Origin of the sequence: Atlanticothrix silvestris CENA357 (genome assembly GCF_016056295.1) — a bacterium.
GTDB lineage: Bacteria > Cyanobacteriota > Cyanobacteriia > Cyanobacteriales > Nostocaceae > Atlanticothrix > Atlanticothrix silvestris.
This window is the reverse complement of record NZ_JAECZB010000023.1, coordinates 59,191-77,479: the sequence shown is the minus strand read 5'-3', so window position 1 is coordinate 77,479 and position 18,289 is coordinate 59,191. Positions and strand designations below refer to the sequence as shown.

The 18,289-nt window shown below is 40.8% G+C and carries 16 protein-coding genes; 5 read left to right on the top strand and 11 right to left on the bottom strand.

Annotated features, from left to right (window positions below):
* Window positions 1–91: 91 nt before the first annotated feature.
* The 7 genes from I8751_RS11780 to I8751_RS11750 all read right to left on the bottom strand — a co-directional run bounded on the left by I8751_RS11780 (window position 92) and on the right by I8751_RS11750 (window position 5,792).
* Window positions 92–1,417 carry a DUF58 domain-containing protein gene (locus I8751_RS11780; protein ID WP_214439340.1) on the bottom strand — a complete coding sequence of 442 codons (1,326 nt, stop codon included), beginning with the start codon at window positions 1,415–1,417 and terminating at the stop codon, window positions 92–94.
* 130 nt (window positions 1,418–1,547) lie between these two features.
* Window positions 1,548–1,952, bottom strand: coding sequence for a type II toxin-antitoxin system VapC family toxin (locus tag I8751_RS11775; protein WP_214439339.1), 405 nt, complete (start codon window positions 1,950–1,952; stop codon window positions 1,548–1,550).
* The gene (locus I8751_RS11770; RefSeq protein WP_214439338.1) at window positions 1,937–2,167 is read right to left on the bottom strand and encodes a type II toxin-antitoxin system Phd/YefM family antitoxin; all 231 of its coding nucleotides are present in this window, start codon (window positions 2,165–2,167) and stop codon (window positions 1,937–1,939) included. The genes I8751_RS11775 and I8751_RS11770 overlap by 16 nt, the downstream gene beginning before the upstream one ends.
* Before the next feature lie 372 nt (window positions 2,168–2,539).
* Window positions 2,540–3,490 (bottom strand): AAA family ATPase, encoded by a 951-nt coding sequence (locus tag I8751_RS11765; protein WP_214439337.1) that lies wholly within the window; start codon window positions 3,488–3,490, stop codon window positions 2,540–2,542.
* A 75-nt stretch (window positions 3,491–3,565) separates the two neighbouring features.
* Window positions 3,566–4,654, bottom strand: a complete 1,089-nt coding sequence (locus tag I8751_RS11760) for a DUF4350 domain-containing protein (protein WP_214439336.1) — start codon at window positions 4,652–4,654, stop codon at window positions 3,566–3,568.
* Window positions 4,651–5,244, bottom strand: a complete 594-nt coding sequence (locus I8751_RS11755; RefSeq protein ID WP_214439335.1) for a DUF4129 domain-containing protein — start codon at window positions 5,242–5,244, stop codon at window positions 4,651–4,653. The genes I8751_RS11760 and I8751_RS11755 overlap by 4 nt, the downstream gene beginning before the upstream one ends.
* Window positions 5,245–5,279: 35 nt before the next feature.
* Window positions 5,280–5,792 (bottom strand): DUF2243 domain-containing protein, encoded by a 513-nt coding sequence (locus I8751_RS11750; RefSeq protein ID WP_214439334.1) that lies wholly within the window; start codon window positions 5,790–5,792, stop codon window positions 5,280–5,282.
* A 159-nt stretch (window positions 5,793–5,951) separates the two neighbouring features.
* On the opposite strand from I8751_RS11750, the gene I8751_RS11745 reads away from it, so the two are divergent.
* From I8751_RS11745 to I8751_RS11735, 3 genes are all read left to right on the top strand, one after another.
* A complete protein-coding gene (locus I8751_RS11745; protein WP_214439333.1) occupies window positions 5,952–6,437 on the top strand; it encodes an NADAR family protein in 486 nt (161 codons plus the stop codon).
* 306 nt (window positions 6,438–6,743) lie between these two features.
* A complete protein-coding gene (locus I8751_RS11740) occupies window positions 6,744–9,494 on the top strand; it encodes a GAF domain-containing sensor histidine kinase (protein WP_214439332.1) in 2,751 nt (916 codons plus the stop codon).
* 488 nt (window positions 9,495–9,982) lie between these two features.
* Complete coding sequence (locus tag I8751_RS11735) at window positions 9,983–10,753, top strand: hypothetical protein (protein WP_214439331.1); 771 nt, start codon at window positions 9,983–9,985, stop codon at window positions 10,751–10,753.
* A 59-nt stretch (window positions 10,754–10,812) separates the two neighbouring features.
* Here I8751_RS11735 and I8751_RS11730 read toward each other — a convergent pair whose 3' ends face one another.
* Both I8751_RS11730 and I8751_RS11725 read right to left on the bottom strand, forming a co-directional pair.
* Window positions 10,813–12,084 carry a pentapeptide repeat-containing protein gene (locus tag I8751_RS11730; RefSeq protein WP_214439330.1) on the bottom strand — a complete coding sequence of 424 codons (1,272 nt, stop codon included), beginning with the start codon at window positions 12,082–12,084 and terminating at the stop codon, window positions 10,813–10,815.
* A 136-nt stretch (window positions 12,085–12,220) separates the two neighbouring features.
* Complete coding sequence (locus I8751_RS11725) at window positions 12,221–13,555, bottom strand: pentapeptide repeat-containing protein (RefSeq protein WP_214439329.1); 1,335 nt, start codon at window positions 13,553–13,555, stop codon at window positions 12,221–12,223.
* Window positions 13,556–13,936: 381 nt separating this feature from the next.
* Between I8751_RS11725 and I8751_RS11720 the strand changes: the two genes are divergently transcribed.
* Both I8751_RS11720 and I8751_RS11715 read left to right on the top strand, forming a co-directional pair.
* Complete coding sequence (locus tag I8751_RS11720) at window positions 13,937–14,680, top strand: tetratricopeptide repeat protein (RefSeq protein WP_214439328.1); 744 nt, start codon at window positions 13,937–13,939, stop codon at window positions 14,678–14,680.
* 71 nt (window positions 14,681–14,751) lie between these two features.
* Window positions 14,752–15,621, top strand: a complete 870-nt coding sequence (locus I8751_RS11715; RefSeq protein WP_214439327.1) for an SDR family oxidoreductase — start codon at window positions 14,752–14,754, stop codon at window positions 15,619–15,621.
* A gap of 19 nt (window positions 15,622–15,640) precedes the next feature.
* Here the strand turns inward: I8751_RS11715 and I8751_RS11710 are convergent, their stop codons facing one another.
* Together I8751_RS11710 and rpsR are read right to left on the bottom strand one after the other, a co-directional pair.
* A complete protein-coding gene (locus I8751_RS11710) occupies window positions 15,641–17,701 on the bottom strand; it encodes a ribonuclease catalytic domain-containing protein (RefSeq protein WP_214439326.1) in 2,061 nt (686 codons plus the stop codon).
* Between the two features lie 372 nt (window positions 17,702–18,073).
* On the bottom strand, window positions 18,074–18,289 hold the full coding sequence (gene rpsR, locus I8751_RS11705; RefSeq protein WP_214439325.1) for a 30S ribosomal protein S18: 216 nt from the start codon (window positions 18,287–18,289) through the stop codon (window positions 18,074–18,076).

Genomic DNA, 18,289 nt, shown 5'->3' with positions numbered 1-18,289 from the left:
CAACCCTAAGTTATGCAGCAACTCTAAAAGACTTGTGTGTACATGGTAGGCCTGGTTGGTGAGCGCAGCCGAACCATTGCCTTCTGATTTATTAAAGTTGATTTCGGGCTTTGAGTTGTAAATACCGCTCCACCAACTGCTCTGTAATTTGATTTGCTGGTGCATCGAGTACTAAAACACCTTTTTGCTTCAACTGAGCAAAGGCAACTTGCCGCTGTGCTAATAAATCTAAAGCTACGGCGCGTCCGTAGGCATCTGTAACATTTTCGGTGAACTGGTGCGCTAGATGATCAACTTGAGGATCTCTGAGAGTCACGCAAAACGGCAGATAGCGGGGTGCTAACCGAGAAAGTGCAGCCAGGAGTTCTGTGGAAGCGGTGACATCAACTAAATCTGTAATTACTACCACAAGCGCTCGGCGAGTTTGCCGTTGTACCACACTGGTTACAGCTCCCAAGTAATCAGATTCCAGCAGCACAGGTTGAATAGGAGTCAGGCGATCAATTAGCTGACTCAATTGAGATTGACCTCGTTCTGGTGGAATCCATGTATGCATTTGGCGATCAAATACGCCTACCCCGACGCGATCGCCTCGATGCAATCCTGCCAAAGCTAAAGATAAGGTTGCATTCAATCCCCAGTCAAAGCGCTGCAAACCTTGCACTCTAGCAGTCATTAACCGTCCACGATCAAGCAAAATTAGTAATGTTTGCTCTTGTTCTGGCTCTAGAACCCTTACCAATGGTGGTGTATTGCTGTAAGCACCTACTCTTCGGGCTGTGGCTTTCCAATCAATAAACCGTAAATCATCACCAGTGCGATAGTTTCGTAGTTCCGCAAACTCTGTCCCAATCCCCATTTGGCGAACTTTGCGAATTGATCCAGATGATTGCAGTGCTAGGCGAATTGAAAGCGATCGCAACCCCAATAAATCTGGATAAACTTTGATTTGCAGACTTTGGGGAATCTGCCAATTATCCCAAGCTAACCTCCAAGCTCCTAACTGTCGTACCTGAATATTCCCCCAAGAAAACTCTCCCCGTTGTTTTGGTTGAACTGTATACCCCAATTCCTGGGTGCTATTCATCGGAATGGTAGCGTTGAGTGTGGATGCAGATACGCCAAATTCTGTAGGATAGTCATCTCGAAGTTGAATTACAGCATTAGCATTTGCCGACTTTACCGTTAACACAACTGGATTATCTCTGCCAATAGACAATCGTGGCGGTAATTCACGGGTAATTTGCACGCGCACAGACTGCGATCGCCAACCATCTACAACCATCAATCCCAAAACGGTAATATCAAATAGTAAGGTGATGGCAATGCTTACCAAAATGCTAAAAAATAGGGATATTATAAGGGCGATCGCAATGCCAAATGTTAATAACCAATAAACCCGTCTTGCTGGAACCATTTTTGATCCTATTCCCAACGTGGATATATTTGTCCAAAATTTTAAATTCGGTCACTAATCGCATGAATTGAAGAGTCAAGCGATCACTATAATTCACGCTTCAATTTTTGGAGCGAGTTGACCTTTGAAGTTACCAAATTACTAGAGAATAAAAATTAGCTATTTTTCGATCAGCTGTAATAATAGAAGCTTTGTTTATTTTGGCAACAGCCACCACTACTCTATCTACTGGGTCTCGATGTTCCCATTTCAATTTGACACTCTCTAGCCAAATTTCCTCATCAATTGGAACAATCCGAATAACATCAGACTTTTTTAGAGTTGTGATGTAATCATCAATATCTACTCCTAAATCTAACTTATGATTTTTGACCTTGATAGCTATTTCCCAGACTGCTGTTGATGGAACTAGACCATTCTTGTCTTGTTCCATTTGATCACAAGCTTCTTTTGCAGGAGCAGAAAGTTTGTCCGGATCTAAACTCCACCAGATGAGAGCGCAAGTGTCAAGGACTATTTTTATACTTCCTGCCATTCTTCAGTAGTTGGGGTAGTTAAATCTTCAAAATACTTAACTTTACCTCGCATATTCTTAAATAATTCTGGAGTTGAAGGAGAACTTTCATACTGAGAGATCTTCACAACAGGTTTATTTCCATCAGTAACTAAAATTTCTTCACCTTCTAATTCTACAAGTTGGAGAAATTCTAGTAATTTGTCTTTTAATTGATTCTTGTCAACCGTTCTCATACTCTTAGTTTTTGTTTGTGGTTATTAATGTTGTCGCGAAAGGTAATACTTCATATTTATATTATCTGTCATGGTACTTTAGACAGAAGTATAACGCATTACAGAGTTACCCAAAGAGTAAGAGTTTTAATATAAAGTGAGTTCGATGAACCTCTCACTCCCTCCCTCTCCGAAACAGAAAGGGAGGAGCAACGAAAAATTCAACTTTTTGCTCCCCTCTCCGACACGGAGAGGGGTTGGGGGAAAGGTCAAATAAGACTTGTCGAACTCACGTTAATATACTCCATTTTTCAATTTCATACTTCATCCAGCAAAAACGATTTTCCATGTTTATTTATAAAGTTAGCTTGGAGATAAAGCTTTACTAAGCAATCATCTTGGAACTGGGACTTGATTAATTAGTGAGGCAATTACCGCATCCATTTGTAAACCATCCATCATTGCTTCTGGTTTCAAAATTAGGCGATGACGGAATAATGGAGATGCCACAGCTTTAATATCATCTGGGGTTACAAAATCTCTACTAGCCAACCATGCCATTGCTTGAGATGTCTGCAACCAAGCACCAGCCGCACGGGGTGATGCACCCAAAGTTAAATCGGGATATTGACGTGATGTTCTTACCAACGCTAAAAGATAATCAACGATCGCTTCAGATACTTTCACTTTTTTAACTGCTTGTCGTGCCTGCAAAATTTCGGCTACTGTTGCTACTGGTTGCAAACTGCTAATATCCAAACGGCGCGCGGCAAAACCTGCTTGACGATTGAGTAACATTTGCTTTTCAGCAGCTTGATCAGGATAATCTACCACCAGTTTGAATAAAAATCTATCTAATTGTGCTTCTGGTAAGGGATAAGTACCTTCAAATTCCAGGGGGTTTTGGGTCGCAATTACCCAAAATAAATCTGGCAAAGGTAAACTTTCACCATCCAGTGTTACTTGCATCTCTTCCATTGCTTCTAGCAACGCCGCTTGTGTTTTGGGAGGAGTGCGGTTAATTTCGTCTGCTAGTAAGACTTCGGTAAATACTGGCCCTTTTTTTAACGTAAAACTACGGCTATTTAAATCAAAAATATTTGTACCAGTAATATCTGACGGTAAGACATCTGGCGTTAGTTGAATCCGGCGAAAATCTGCTTGGATTAACTGTGCCAATACTTTTACTAAAAGTGTTTTACCAGTTCCTGGTACTCCTTCTAAAATGACGTGTCCACCTGCTAACAGCGCCACCAAAAACTGCTGTATCAAGTGGGATTGTCCGACTACTATTTTGTTAAGACCTTGACCGAGGCGAATGAAGACTGAATGGGTTTCGCTCATATTTTTTGCTCATCATCTCACGCAGAACCGCCTAGATGCTAAAAGATACTTTTTCTTTAGCTTCTTTGCGTGAAACTACAAGTGCCGACGCACAATTTGCCATTTCCCCAACCAGCTTAACAGGTCTCGTTCACTCATGCGGTGTTTTCGAGATTGTAATTTTAATACCGCATCCAGTTCTGCCGCACTTGCGCCTGTCTTTTCTACCCAATGGTTAATCAACGTTTGGTGTTCTAATGGAATTTGCCCCAATCCTAAAGCTTTTTGCAGTTGTAGTTGTTCTTCTTTACCTACCATCTCTACAACAAAATCGCTAGATTCAGCTTTCTGTAAGACTCCTGCTAAAGCTTGGATATATGCTTTGCTATTATCTACAACTTGTATATCTAAAGCTACTGATTTACCAAAGCGGCGATTTTGTGCCCAAATTAAGACTAATAGCAAAACGCCTACCTGTAGAAATATCGGTAAAACAGGAGTTTGAATAAAATAATTAAATAAGTTTCCTTGGCCTTCAGTTTGCCTAACATCGGCATCTTTATAACCGTGAATGTACTCATCTACAAATACAGGTTGCTTTTTATTAGTAGCTAAACTTGCCAAGTAGTGGAAATTACTTAAATTATCTTGGTACGCATTGGCAGCCAGATAGCGGGTAGTAGAAAAAATTACTTTTCCTTGATTGTATTTTTTTTCCCAGACAACAGCTCCAAAGCGATCGCCTAAAGCAACTTCCTGGGGTTTAGCTTTGATATAACGTCGTCTGGTGGCAATTTTCACATCACCAAAGGACGATTGTTGCATGGTGTTAAATTCTGCTGCTGTGACTTGATTAGTCACTCCTAAAATTATTAAAGTATTACCTTTCTCGACCCATTCTTGTTCTTCACGAGCTAACATTTGTGGTCTGAGAATGCTATATACCTGTAGAAGGGTGACAGGGCTATTTTCTTCTTTCAGTTCGCTAAAAGGTTTTTGCCAACGTTGGATGGTAGTTCCTTGTTGTTGCATGAAAGCATACCAAGCACCATAGCCATCGGGAGCGCGATTATAAGTAGAGCCATTATTGATTTTGCTGCTATTAGGAGCCGCTATCAAGGTAAGTAAAATTATCACACCTAAAGCGATCGCCCCTAGCCAAGCAATGCGGTTTGAGCGTTTCATTCTGGGGAAATCTCTCGATATGCTTGCCGACACTGTTCATAATTTTCTGGCAAAATCTCAGTATCGCCAAAACATAGTTGCTCGTGGGTAGTAATCAAAGTTTCATAAGGCTGCATCGAAGTCACAGATGAGCTAAGCAATTGCAGATATTCGCCATCTGTGCGGCTGATTTTGTGAATAATTACCTTAGTATCATGCAAATGCTGCAATATTGCCAAATAAAGACAACGGCAAGCTTCGCGGTAGTTTCCTTGACGATAAAGTTGTTGCGATCGCTCTAACAAAAGTGTTACAGATGCATCATCAAAACGGCTTGTTGCTTGAAAATTAGAGGAATTGCTGCCAGATAGCCAAGAATAAATGTAGGGATTAAATTCTCGCCACAAACGCCAAGCCACCCAAGCCAAGAGCAAGCCTAATATAAGCCAGAACAGCAATTTTAATAAATTAACTAGCCAAGGACTAATTGGTTCAGTTGGCAATTCCGGTAGATTTTGATAAAACTGGTATTCCCACCATTCTCCCAATTGTTGTTGTAACTGAGAAAGTTGCCAACCCAAGCTAGTTTTTTCAAAAGTATCTGTAAGCATAAATTGAAGAATGGGGAATGAGGAATGGGGGATTGTTATTCTCCTCTGCTTCCTCTGAGTTTTAACTCTTGTTCACTTTTGCTATTTTGTAGCATCATCCAGCCAACTAAAACAAGCAACGCACCCAAAACTAAAAATCCTAAATCCCAAGCTAATTGATTTGGGCCTGGTTTCACATGATGGATACCGAGAATTTGGTGGTCAATCAATCCTTCTACGAAATCGAATAACCCTACACCAATCAGCAAAGAACCCACAAATGTTTGTGATGACCAAGGAACATCATTTCGACCTCCCGCCCGCCATAGCAATACTATTCCCACTACGGTAAAAACCCAGTCTAAGGCGTGAAATAACCCATCCCATAACATATTTAAATCTATGTTTGAGACGCTTTTCAGAGGTCGAACGCTGCTTAACATGTGATGCCATTGCAAAATCTGATGCAGTAAGATGCCATCAATAAACCCTCCCAGACCCAGACCCAGGAAAACCCCAGCAACTATCAACGGCATACGCTGATAGGGCTTTTTACCATTTGGCTGCATTGTCAACCTCGCATACAGACTTTTCTCTCACAATAGAATTATTCCCTAAGCAATATCTTCTGTCTGGAGGCAAGTCCTAGCTTTCAATCTAAAGTTGACAACTACCTGCTAGCATCTACAGGCATTATAGAAAATGATATATAAAAGAGAAATTTTGAAATGACTATTTACTTTTACAAGGTTTGGCAGCCTTACGGCTGTTTTTCTAATTTTTCTCCCCACGGAATCCAAATTCAAGGTACTTACTGGTCAACAGTAGAACATTATTATCAAGCACAAAAATTTGTAGGCAGTGTAGATGCAGTGATTATACCCGCTATCCATGCTGCCCCAACCCCAGAAGAAGCTGCGGCTTTAGGACGCTGTAGCACTCGCCAACTCCGCCCAGATTGGCAGGTGGCCAAAACTCAAGTTATGCGAGAAGCTGTACTCAAAAAGTTTCTTACTCATGCCGATATTAGAGAAATTTTACTAAACACAGGCAACGAGATTTTAGTAGAAAATTCACCAACCGATTATTTTTGGGGTTGTGGCGCAAAGATTACTGGTCAAAACCATCTTGGCAAAATCCTGATGAGTGTACGTGAAGAAATTCGTCAGTCACTACTTCTTTCGGTAATTACTGCCGATTGTGCCTCAGAATAGCTAATTTTAATTATGAATTTGCTCTGTGAGGGGGATGTTAGCATTCCCCCAAAAAAACCATTTTTACTTTGTGATTAAAAATCAAAAAATTGTGAAAAAACATCACAAATCTAGAAAAAAATTAGTAATTTTTTAATTTACATAATTTTACCGAATACATCTCAATGTTGAAGTTGTAAAATTGAGTTTTTATAAATAATCTTTTTTTAATTTTTGACCCTTAAAAATTAGGGTTCTAAATGGGTATTGGCATCAAGCAATAGCTGTCTAAACATTTTTATACCTTTATTTTAGGTGTACCTGGTAATGGCATTTCTCAATAACCCCAACGGTTCGCCGTCAGCCTTCCAACAAGAAGGTTTATTGCATCGCATCACAAATCAGATTAGGCGATCGCTCGAATTACAAGAAATATTAACAGCTACTGTTGCCGAAGTTCGTTTATTTTTAGCTACAGACCGAGTAATGGTGTATCGGTTTGATGCTGATGGTAGTGGTGAGGTAGTTGCCGAATCTATTCATGAGCAAGTTTTACCATCATTATTGGGTTTGCACTTTCCAGCCGATGATATTCCACCAGAAGCCAGAGAGATGTTTTTGTCTGCGCGACAGCGTTCAATTGTGGATGTAGCTGGTGGAAAAATTGGACTATCGCCACTATATTCCCTAGAAACTGGCAAGCTCCTACAAACGGAGAGCGTCAATTATCGTCAAGTAGATCCTTGTCATGTTCAATATCTAACAGCAATGGGCGTACAGTCTTCGTTGGTAGTACCAATTTTACATCAAGACCCTAATCGGCAATCAGCAAAGCCAGAATTATGGGGATTGTTGGTATCACATCACAGTCAATCACGAACGATTGTACAGCGGGAGTTGAAGATATTACAACAAGTTGCAGATCAGGTGGCAATTGCGATCGCTCAAAGTAACTTACTTTCTCAAACTCGTGCTAAACAAGAGCGAGAAGCAACTATTAATCGAGTTACTACCCTGTTACATAAATTACCCACCATCCAATTGCAAGGGGCGCTAGAAGAAGCTATTGCAACTTTTTGTGGAGTCGGCGGGAGACTTTACATTGATTACAGTGCAGAAATCTACACTTGGGGCGAACAACCGCAATTGCCCTACGAATTAGAACACAGCATTATTGAACAGCATCCTGTTTGGCAAAACTGGATAGGTGAGTTTAAACCAGGTGATGTTTGGGCGATTACTGACCTCTATAAAGAACCACGTTTGCGAGTTTTGGCTCCCGCATTCCAGTCAACTCAGATTCGGGGACTTTTGGTAATTCCTCTACATTATCGGCAAAATTTTATCGGTGTGATCAGCATTTTTCGTCCCGGATTTGATAGCGAAATCTTGTGGGCGGGACAAAACGACCCGAATCAGCAGCAACGGCTACCCAGACTGTCCTTTGAGGTTTGGAGAGAACAAAAAAAAGGTCAAGCACAACAATGGCAGCCTGAAGAAATTTCACTGGGAGAAGCTTTGTGTTATCACTTCTCAATGGCTATTCAGCAGCAGCAAATGTATCAACAAGTACAAACACTGAATGCCAATCTCGAATTGAAAGTGCAAGACAAAACTGCCGAACTAGAAAAATCCTTACTGCTGACTAAAGCTGTCAAGCAAGTTGCAGAGCAAATCCGCAGTACATTAGACTTGAAAACCACCTTGCAAACCATTGTGCGGGAAGTTCGTCCTTTAATCAATTCAGACCGAGTACTGATTTATCGCATAGGAGGTGAATTTGATGGTGAAGTAATTGTGGAAGAAATTAACGGCACTTGGCTATCATCTATGGGGATGAAAGCGCCACCAGGATGTTTTCCCAACGAGTATGCGCTGATGTATTTTCGGGGCAGAATACGGGTGATGAATAATGTCTCAACGGCTGCTTTGAGTGATTGTCATCGAGAGTTTCTGCAAAGTCTGCAAGTACAAGCCGACTTAATTGTTCCAATCAATATGGGTACACAACTGTGGGGGTTACTTATTGCCCATCAATGTGACAGTCCCAGAAATTGGCAGGATGGAGAAATTGAATTATTGCAACAGTTAGCAGATCAAGCTGCGATCGCTATTCAACAAGCACAACTTTATGAGCAAAGCTGTATTGCCGAAACAGAAGCAAGATCTCAAGCTGTCCAACTAAAGCATACCCTACATGAACTCCAAGAAACCCAAACAAAATTGATTCACACTGAAAAAATGTCCAGCTTAGGACAGTTAGTCGCAGGCGTAGCACACGAAATCAACAACCCTGTTAACTTTATCTATGGCAACCTTTACCATGCCAATAAATATACCCAACAACTGCTAGAACTTCTTAAACTCTACCAATCCCATTATCCCCATCCTCAAAATGAAATTAACTTAGCAACCAAAGCGATCGATTTAGACTTTTTGGCAGAAGACTTACCAAAAATCATGGATTCAATGCAAATAGGAGCCGATCGCATCCGTTCAATAGTTTTGTCGTTACGCAATTTTTCTCGCTTAGATGAAGCTGATAACAAGCCCGTTGATCTCCATGAAGGTATAGACAACACTTTATTAATCTTGCAGCATCGATTGAATTCAAATGGCCATTTCACTGGCATTGAAGTTATTAAAGACTATGGTCAATTGCCACGGATAGAATGCTACGCCGGACAAATGAATCAAGTGTTTATGAATGTTCTCAGCAATGCCATTGATGCCCTAGAAGAGCAAAGAACCAGAGAACAAGGACAAAGCCTTCTTCCTTCACCGATAATTCGGATTTCTACTCAAATATCAACCAATAATTCATATTTGTTAATTTGCATTGCTGACAATGGGCCAGGAATGACTGAAGATGTAAAAAAACGCATTTTTGATCCATTTTTCACCACTAAATCAGTGGGAAAAGGTACAGGATTAGGACTGGCAATCAGCTATCAGATCGTTGTTGAAAACCATCATGGAGTAATGGAGTGTGTTTCAGAACCAGGCAAAGGTACAGAATTTTGGATTGAGATTCCTATCAAAATGCTAAGTAAAGTAAATACTCAAGAATTAAGTTAATGCATGTCTCAGTTCTATAGGTTGGTGTTAAAACCGTTTGTTAGTTGCCATTTGCCACTGACAACTGACCACTGACAACTGACTCTTGACTAAAGTAAAGTTTATTTGCAAAAGTAACCATGCCAATCTACAAGTGCTAATCTAATAATTGAAGCTAAATAAAAAGCTTCCCTGACAGATCCAACAGCAGGTTTGTAATAGACAAAAGAGGTAAAAAACGCTGTTTAATTTATGTCTGTCTCGTCCAACCCCAACAACACCCAACGCGAACGCTGATATTTCCTCGAATGATTGAAAATCAGGGGGCGCTGTAACTGGTTTTTATTGCTTGTTTAAAGTGATAAACCTGATTACATCCCTGGCTATAATCACCAAGGGGAGGAAATAATTAAAGCTAGTAGATGCTTGGGTGTTGTTGTATTAAGGGGTATCCTTCAGTGTAAGCTTGTAAAAAGTCGAATAGCAACAGACATTTGAAATAGCCCCTTATGTCAATTATTGCGCTCAGAGCATGGTATTTAGAAAATTATGAGCCGATCGCAGAGCTGGAAAAACGTCCGCCAGACATTCGCCTCAGTAAAAAAAGCTTGCTGAGATCGGCAATGCGGGCGGACTTTTTAGAAGATAGCGATGAAGTTAAACAATCAACTTGGTTTGGGCGCTATCTAGAAGGGGAAAATATTGAATTTTATATTGAAGGTAGTGGTGGCTATTGTGTAGCTAACATTGACTTGATTAGTCATGAAATTTATTTTACTAAGCAGGCTTTGTTAGCTCAGTTAGAACCAACAATTTTTTTATGCTATCAAACTGAATATGCCGCAGCGAGTGAAGCCCTGAAAGAGGAATTGCAAAAAAGTTTGGCATCTTTAAATTTGCGATCGCGTCTTCCTTTAGCATTAGCAGAAGCTTATCGACCTAGTGATGCTCCTTTACGGCTCAGTCGCGCTATTATGCGAAAGATTCGTAAGAGCTTATTGTTTATTGCAGACACTACACCTATTGCTAACATTGCAGGTAAAGAAACCAACCAATTGATTCCGAGTCCACATGTCTGTGTGGAAATTGGCTATGCAATTCAAAGTAAGCGTTCCGAACAAATTTTGTTAGCGCACATGCAACGCCCAGACTTTGAGGGACAATTTTCCTTTGATTTACCTACACAACAAATTTTGCAGTTTCAAGACAATGATGAACTGAATAAAATTCTCACGACGGCAATTGAAACTCAATTAGCAAGATTTAAACTGTTTTTTTGATTTACGCTACGCGTGTCAGTTGTTAATAGTCAGTTGTCAGTTGTTGAAGTGCTGCTTATTCATCTTCCTAATTTGTTATCAATACCTTCACAGCCACCGGGAATAGTGGCTCTAGTTTTTTCACCACCCCAAGTGCAGCAATAGCAGCGGGTAGCATCAGACATTCTTTGCACATTGCTGAAATCGGCTTTTTCGACAACAGCACCGGTGTGTTCGCCAGTTTCGTAGTCTGGCGGTTTTTTGCGACTGCGGGGTGATGCTTTGTCTACTGACCCATAGAATAAACAAATCTCGCTCAGGTCAGCACCACTGAGGTTAGCCTCATACAAGATGGCACGAGATAAGTCAGCTTTAAACAAATCACAATCACTAAAGTTAGCGTGGACAAGATTGGCTTCACTGAGGTCAGTCCAACGTAGGTCTGTGCCAGAGAGATTAGCTCTTGCTAGCATCCCACCTAAATCAATAACACGTACACCGTAGAGACGGTCTTCGGCATAGCCCCCATGCCCATCAAAAATAGCTCGACCAAGACGACTATCTCGTTTTAAGGGTGTGAGCAATCTAGAACGGGAAAGAAAGCGCAAAACTTTAGCTTTTCCTTCACCATCTATACTACTGAGAATTGCCGCAGTGCGTCCTTCAGCCAGCATTCGCTCTTGAGGCCAATCTTCCAATAATCCTTCTTCATCGAGTACCAAATCTGATATGCCTTGGAAATAGGAATCAATTGTCTGCTGTTGGGTAATAACGTTTTGTTGGATAGTAAGTCGATTTTGCTCTTCAGTCAACTGATTTTGCTTTTCTGTAAGGTCTTTGGAAATGACGTATTGTTGCCAAGCAACGGAAACTGCAAGAATGGCAATGGCAATTTGTCCCAAAGCGCCAAACCATTCCGCCAGAGTACCAGAAGCTTCCCAGTTAATTTTGCGTCCCCAAATCAGCAAGCGATCGCCTAAACCACTGAACTTGATAATGCCAATAATTGCCCCTATGACTCCCAAAAAAGCAACAAGGAGCATTTTTTGTTGCACAGACAGCCATCTATTTATAAATTGTTGCCACCAAGGTACAAGTATTAATAAGGAAAGTAGCAAAGCTACTAGCGTTCCTAAAATTCCTAATATCCAATTATTTGTAACAACTCCAACAAAAATAATAGCAACCGCTATGAGAACAACTGGTAGAGCTTTTTGTGTAACTATTGCACCATAACTATTAGCTGGTTGTAAGTTGTTGTCGGTAGTAAGTTCTAGATTTTGGGTTTCGTCGGTAGTAAGTTCTAAATTTTGGGTTTCGGATGAGTTAGAGTTAGATTCTTCAATCGACATAATTATATTGTGATACCAGCTGCTTTGAGTTCAACAGTGGTTTGATCGTATTTACCACAGGGTAAGAACAAGTAATATACTTAATTCATAGTTAGGTTTTATTTTTAACACAAAAAAAGTGTAGAGTTATAAAAAACTATCTTCCCAACTGATTGGGAATATCTTTACAACCATCAGGAATAGTGGCTCTAGTTTTTTCACCACCCCAAGCGCAGCAATAGTACCGATTAGCCTCAGACATTCGTTGCACATAATTAAAATCAGCATTTTCCACAACAGCGCCGGTAGATTCGCCAGTTTCGTAGTTAGGTGGTTCGGTGCGACTACGGGGTGATGCCTTTTCCACAGAACCATAGAATAGACGAACTCCATTCAGGTCAGTATTACTGAGGTTAGCATCATACAAGATGGTACGGGAGAGGTTAGCTTTTACCAAATCACAGCCACTGAGATTAGCGCGGATAAGATTAGCTTCGCTGAGATCGACCTGACGTAAATCTGTACCAGAAAGGTCTGCACCAGCAAGCATAATACCTAGCTCGATCACACGTACACCTTTAAAACGGTCTTGGTCGTAATCGTCATTTTGTCCAACCATCACTCGGTCAAATTTATCGCGTTTTAAAGGTGTTAGTAATTGACAACGGGAGAGAAAGCGGAGAATTTTTGCTTTGCCATAGCCATCAATACTGCTGAAAATTGCAGCGGTGCGTCCTTGAGCGATTATTCGCTCCTGGGGTGAATCTTCTAATAATCCTTGATCGTCTAATACTATGTCACAGATGTTTTGGAAATATGAATCTATAGTTTGTTGTTGGGTAATAATATTTTGCTGGACAGTAAGTAAGTTTTGCTGAATTGTCAAATCTTTGGAAATAACGTACTGTCGCCAAGCAACAAAAACTGCAATAATTGCAACAAGAATTTGTCCCACAGCACCAAACCATCCTGCTATTGCTCCAGAAGCATCCCAGTTAATTTTATTTTCCCAAGTGAGGAGGCGATCGCCCAAACCACTAAACTTGAGCAAGCCGATCATAGCTACTAGTAGACCCAAAAAAGCAACAAATAGCGTTCTGTTTTCGCTTGAAAACCACTCAAATACTACATATTGCAACCAAGGCCATAAAATTGCCAGTGATAACACCAAAGTTATTAGCGTTCCGAAAATGCCGATAACCCAGTTATTTAGAGCAACTCCGATGACAGTCAAGGCGATCGCTATTAAAGTAATTAATAATGCCCTCGGTTTAATTGTGACTTGATTGGTAGGATATAGCTCAAGGTCAGAACGGTCTTTTTCAAGCGCATTTGTATTTTGTGGAGATTGCAAAAAGGATTGTTGTGCTGTCTGTGCTTTGAGGGTTAAGTTATTTTCACTTGTACCACCGTCAAAATCATCTGGTTGCAATTCTTTTTTGCCGCTGGATTCTGGGGTTTGTAGATTGTGTGAGTTAGGTTCAATCGTCATGCTTTAATATTTTGCCTGTGTAAGAGGATATTGAGAAGTTAAAATATTCAATCTTTTAAATTCTCGATTCTGTCTTATCTTCTTACGAGAAATTCATTTTTGAAAGAAGTTGATTAATACTAATTCCAGCACATTACACTTTCATGACTTGGGTGTATTTGTCAAGTCACTGCTATAAAATCGTCATTGCAATTGCAGGATAAATGTGCTTTTCTATCCCTACATATACTAAAAAATCATATATTGTTTGCTAAAAAACCTATATCCTAGCAAAGCCGAATATGAAAATGTGACCAAAATTAAAAAAAATCAAAGTTTTTTGATAAAATTATAAAATATAAACAAGTTGTAACATTGTATTGTGATTTTCGTAGGTACAGCATGGTATCTTGGCGTTGCTTCGTTGCCTCTAGCTTCATTGCTTTCCTTACATTTGGCTGTAATTATGAGGTGAACTCATCAACAGAAAATACTAAGCAAGTAGTGCAAAAAATCAATGTTACTCAACTACTGACAGAAGCAAAGGCTAGCCAAAAAGCCCAAGATTTATTTCATCAAGCTGATCAATTATTAGATAAACAACGCTACCAAGATGCTATCAACGCATACGACAAGGTGATTGCGATTCAACCTGAGAGTGCAGCAGCTTGGATTAACCGAGGCAACGCCCTGGCATCATTGCAAAAAAACAACGAAGCCTTAGAATCTTACAACAAAGCGATCGCCATCCAACCAGACAAAGATGAAGCTTGGTATAACCAAGGCAATGCTCTAGCATCATTGCAAAAATACAACGAAGCCTTAGAATCTTACAACAAAGCGATCGCCATTAAACCAGACAAGTATGCAGCTTGGATTAATCGAGGCATTGCTCTGACAAAATTGCAAAGATACAAAGAAGCGCTGATTTCATACGACAGAGCGATCGCCATCAAGCCAAATAAAGATGAAGCCTATTACAATAAAGCTTGCACTTATGCTTTGCAGAGCAATATAGAGTTAGCACTTGAAAACCTGCACAAGGCTATCCACATGGTTCCTGGTAAATACCAGAAGTTAGCAAAAACTGATCCAGATTTTAATAAAGTGCGTAGCGACAAGCGGTTTCAGGAATTAATTAAATAGTTTTTTCTCCAGGTCTAGTTGCAGGTTATTATAATTTTGTGCAATTCATTCTCTGCATTGCTCAATTGAACATGAAAAAACTGTTAATCACTGGAGCCAGTGGTTTTTTAGGATGGCATATTTGCCAACTAGCAAAACAAGAATGGGAAGTTTATGGCACTTATTGCTCCCATGAATTAGAGATTGATGGCATTAAATTACTAAAAGTTGACTTGACAAATTATCAAGAACTCAAGCACACATTTAGTGATATCGAACCAGCAGCAGTTATTCATACTGCGGCGCAATCACAACCAAATTTTTGTCAAACCCACCCCCAAGAATCACACACAATTAATGTGGTAACATCCAGCAATATTGCAGGACTTTGTGCAGATTATGCAATTCCTTGCGTTTTTACATCAACTGACTTAGTTTTTGATGGTTTAAATGCTCCCTATCAAGAAACAGACTCTGTATGTCCTGTTAATATTTATGGTGAGCAAAAAGTCATGGCTGAAATAGGTATGCTAGAGCGATATCCTCAAACAGCAGTGTGCCGGATGCCGTTGATGTTTGGAGCAAAAACCCCTACAGCTAATAGCTTTATTCAGCCATTTATCCAAACTTTAAAAGCAGGAAAAGAACTAAGTTTATTTATAGATGAATTTCGCACGCCAGTTAGTGCGATGACTGCGGCAAAAGGCTTGTTGTTAGCATTAGCAAAAGTTAAAGGTTACATTCACTTGGGAGGAAAAGAGCGAATTTCTCGCTATGATTTTGGGAAGTTATTAATCGAAGTATTTCAATTCCCCACTACTGGGCTTAAATCCTGCCGACAAGAAGATGTAAAAATGGCAGCACCGAGACCAGCAGATGTTTCTTTAGATAGTTCTAGAGCTTTTGCTTTAGGTTATCAACCTCTATCCTTACAAAAGGAACTGCAAGAATTATTTAGGTAGTTATATTAGGAACTCATATCTAATTCGTAGCCGTTTGAGCTTCTTGATAAATTATTTCTTGGAATTGAATAAAATCTTTTTGCGGGTCGGCGAAGCTAACTTTGACTAATATCTGTTCACCCAATTTCACTGAACGTTTGAATGTCATTGGTAACTGCAAGCCTAAGTCTTCTAACAAAATTAATGCTAAATTGCTGTCTTCTCGCAGCCACATTAAAACTGTCACATGCCAAACTTGCTCTGGATGGCGACGCAAATACTCTAAAGCCCAATATCTATTAGTTTGCCGTTCCACCATTACCAATTCTTGGGTGGTACTGCTGACGCTCATCATGACTTCTTTGAGTTGTTCTGCTGAAAATGGCAGAACTTCGCCTCGTAGGTGGGCTTTAAGTTGAAAGTGGGTGAGTAAGTCACTATAGCGGCGAATGGGAGAAGTAGCCTGTGTGTATGTATCCAAACCCAAACCAGCATGACGCAAAGGAGTGATACTCATTTCACTCTTGGGCATACAGCGACGCATGGCACAGGCACGCACAAACCCTGCCGGTAACTGAAGCAATTCTTCATCTGGGGGTAATTCTGGCTGCGGCTGACCCCGAAACGGTAGAGGTATATTATGAGTTTGACCGTAGCGAGCTGCCACTTCACCAGCCAAAATCATCATTTCCGCCACCAGTTGCCGCGAAGAGGAATCGTCTAAAATATCAATGTCAATATTGTCATCTTTGACTTTGATCATCGCCTCCGGCATATTAATGCTGATGGCTCCTTGATTGTAGCGCCAGGATTTGCGTTGCCGTGCCCAATTGGCGATCGCTTCTATTTCTGGTTCTGCTTGTACTCCTAATTGCAACATCTCGTCTACGTCTTCGTAGGTGAGGCGATAAGTTGGCTTAATAAAACTGGGATGAATGCAATAATCTTCTACTGCCCCATTCGGATCTAAGACAATCCCAAAGCTAAGGGCACAACAAACTTGCCCTTGAACTAAGCTCATAGGCCCAGTCGCCAAAACTTCCGGGAACATGGGAATCATCCCTGTAGGCAAATAAACTGTACTTCCGCGCTTCCTCGCTTCTAGATCTAAATCATCTTCTGGTATTAACCACCGGGTGGGATCGGCGATGTGTACCCACAGGCGTTGCTTTCCATCTGGGAGTAATTCCCAACTTAGACCATCATCTATTTCAGTGGTGCTTTCATCATCAATTGTGTAAACCTTCAGATGATTCAAATCTAGGCGATTTGCATCTAAGTCAGCTGGTGGAAAATCCAAACGCTGTTGCGCCACTTCTAATACCTTGTGAGGAAACTGAACCGGAATTGACGAACGACGCAAGAACAAGTTCTCATGAACATTCCACCAACCCAGGTCTATCAATAATTGCAAGGCTCCTTGGGGAGTTGCGGGACGGCCTAGCATGGTCATAGTCTCTAAGACTGAGGCTGACGGAGGATAGGCACGACCTAGAGAGTCAAAATTTACTCCCATTTTCACAACATCCGCTAGCAGTGCTGCATATTTTTCCAGTCCTTCTATGCGCTGGCGGTCGTGGCGCTGCCATGCTACTGCTTCACCTTGAAGGGCTTGCTCCACGCGAGCCAAAAATTCTTGCTGTCCTTTGGCCTTGAGAGCTTCTATTTCTATTTGGTGTTTGCGTTCTGCTACCTGAGCCGCAGTTCTTGGTTCGTAAGCATCTCCTTTTTGCTTGAAATAAAATTTATCGTCTGATAACAAGCAATGTGCTGCATAACAAGGAGCTGCATCTGATTGAGAAAATAGTAGATTTGCCATTTGGGCAGGTGTTACTGTTTCCCCATCTTCCACTAGTAATTCCCAGGCTACCTCTAAGCTTGATGGATCTAAATAAGGCTTGACCTGCTGTAAAAAGCTGACAATTTCAGAGGTCTTGTAGGCTTGTCCGTTAACTGTATAGGTAATTTGTCTAGGCGCGAGGCTGTGGGATTGACCGCGTTCATCTACCACAAACCAGCGGGTTTTTCCGTCTGGACGTTCTACCACGCCTAGACGGCGATCGCCTTGAACCCGAAATTCAACTAGCGTCCCCTTTTCCACAACTCTCGCACTCTAGTAATTTTAAATTTTATGTTGGGGATTTTGGATTTAATAAATCGATATTAAATCCTGAATCCAACGATTTTTATGTAATACCAATTTTAGATTTTATTACTCAGATTTAAGATTTTAGGCTCAAAAAGACCAAGCTAATTGTGATTTGAATACAGCTTTTCTTGTTAATCCAATAATCTATATTGGAAAGTTGGCTACGGAGGAGCCACTGTGTTGGGCAGCTCTCCCGACTTGAGGCAACTGTCGTCAAGTGGCGTTGGAAACCCTCCGACCCTCGTTCGCGTAGCGTGTCGTAGACAAGACTCGCTAAAGCTTCGCTATTACAACTTTCCGCAAAATCTAAAATCCAAAATTGATTTAGCCTTCGGCATTGATAAAGGGCAATAAAGCCACAATCCGCGCACGTTTAATCGCTAATGTCAAGTCTCGCTGTTGCTTGCATGTAAGTCCTGTAATCCGACGCGGTAGTATCTTACCCCGCTCGGTGACAAACTTACGCAACAAATCAACATCCTTATAATCAATTGGATCTCCTGGCTTAATTGGAGATAGGCGACGACGATAATAGCTCAT

Coding starts and splice junctions, on each gene's coding strand:
- I8751_RS11720 (WP_214439328.1), top strand. CDS start 13,937: ATGGTATCTTGGCGTTGCTTCGTTGCCTCTAGCTTCATTGCTTTCCTT.
- I8751_RS11750 (WP_214439334.1), bottom strand. CDS start 5,792: ATGCAGCCAAATGGTAAAAAGCCCTATCAGCGTATGCCGTTGATAGTT.
- I8751_RS11735 (WP_214439331.1), top strand. CDS start 9,983: ATGTCAATTATTGCGCTCAGAGCATGGTATTTAGAAAATTATGAGCCG.
- rpsR (WP_214439325.1), bottom strand. CDS start 18,289: ATGAGCTATTATCGTCGTCGCCTATCTCCAATTAAGCCAGGAGATCCA.
- I8751_RS11770 (WP_214439338.1), bottom strand. CDS start 2,167: ATGAGAACGGTTGACAAGAATCAATTAAAAGACAAATTACTAGAATTT.
- I8751_RS11760 (WP_214439336.1), bottom strand. CDS start 4,654: ATGAAACGCTCAAACCGCATTGCTTGGCTAGGGGCGATCGCTTTAGGT.
- I8751_RS11755 (WP_214439335.1), bottom strand. CDS start 5,244: ATGCTTACAGATACTTTTGAAAAAACTAGCTTGGGTTGGCAACTTTCT.
- I8751_RS11775 (WP_214439339.1), bottom strand. CDS start 1,952: ATGGCAGGAAGTATAAAAATAGTCCTTGACACTTGCGCTCTCATCTGG.
- I8751_RS11740 (WP_214439332.1), top strand. CDS start 6,744: ATGGCATTTCTCAATAACCCCAACGGTTCGCCGTCAGCCTTCCAACAA.
- I8751_RS11780 (WP_214439340.1), bottom strand. CDS start 1,417: ATGGTTCCAGCAAGACGGGTTTATTGGTTATTAACATTTGGCATTGCG.
- I8751_RS11730 (WP_214439330.1), bottom strand. CDS start 12,084: ATGTCGATTGAAGAATCTAACTCTAACTCATCCGAAACCCAAAATTTA.
- I8751_RS11725 (WP_214439329.1), bottom strand. CDS start 13,555: ATGACGATTGAACCTAACTCACACAATCTACAAACCCCAGAATCCAGC.
- I8751_RS11745 (WP_214439333.1), top strand. CDS start 5,952: ATGACTATTTACTTTTACAAGGTTTGGCAGCCTTACGGCTGTTTTTCT.
- I8751_RS11765 (WP_214439337.1), bottom strand. CDS start 3,490: ATGAGCGAAACCCATTCAGTCTTCATTCGCCTCGGTCAAGGTCTTAAC.
- I8751_RS11715 (WP_214439327.1), top strand. CDS start 14,752: ATGAAAAAACTGTTAATCACTGGAGCCAGTGGTTTTTTAGGATGGCAT.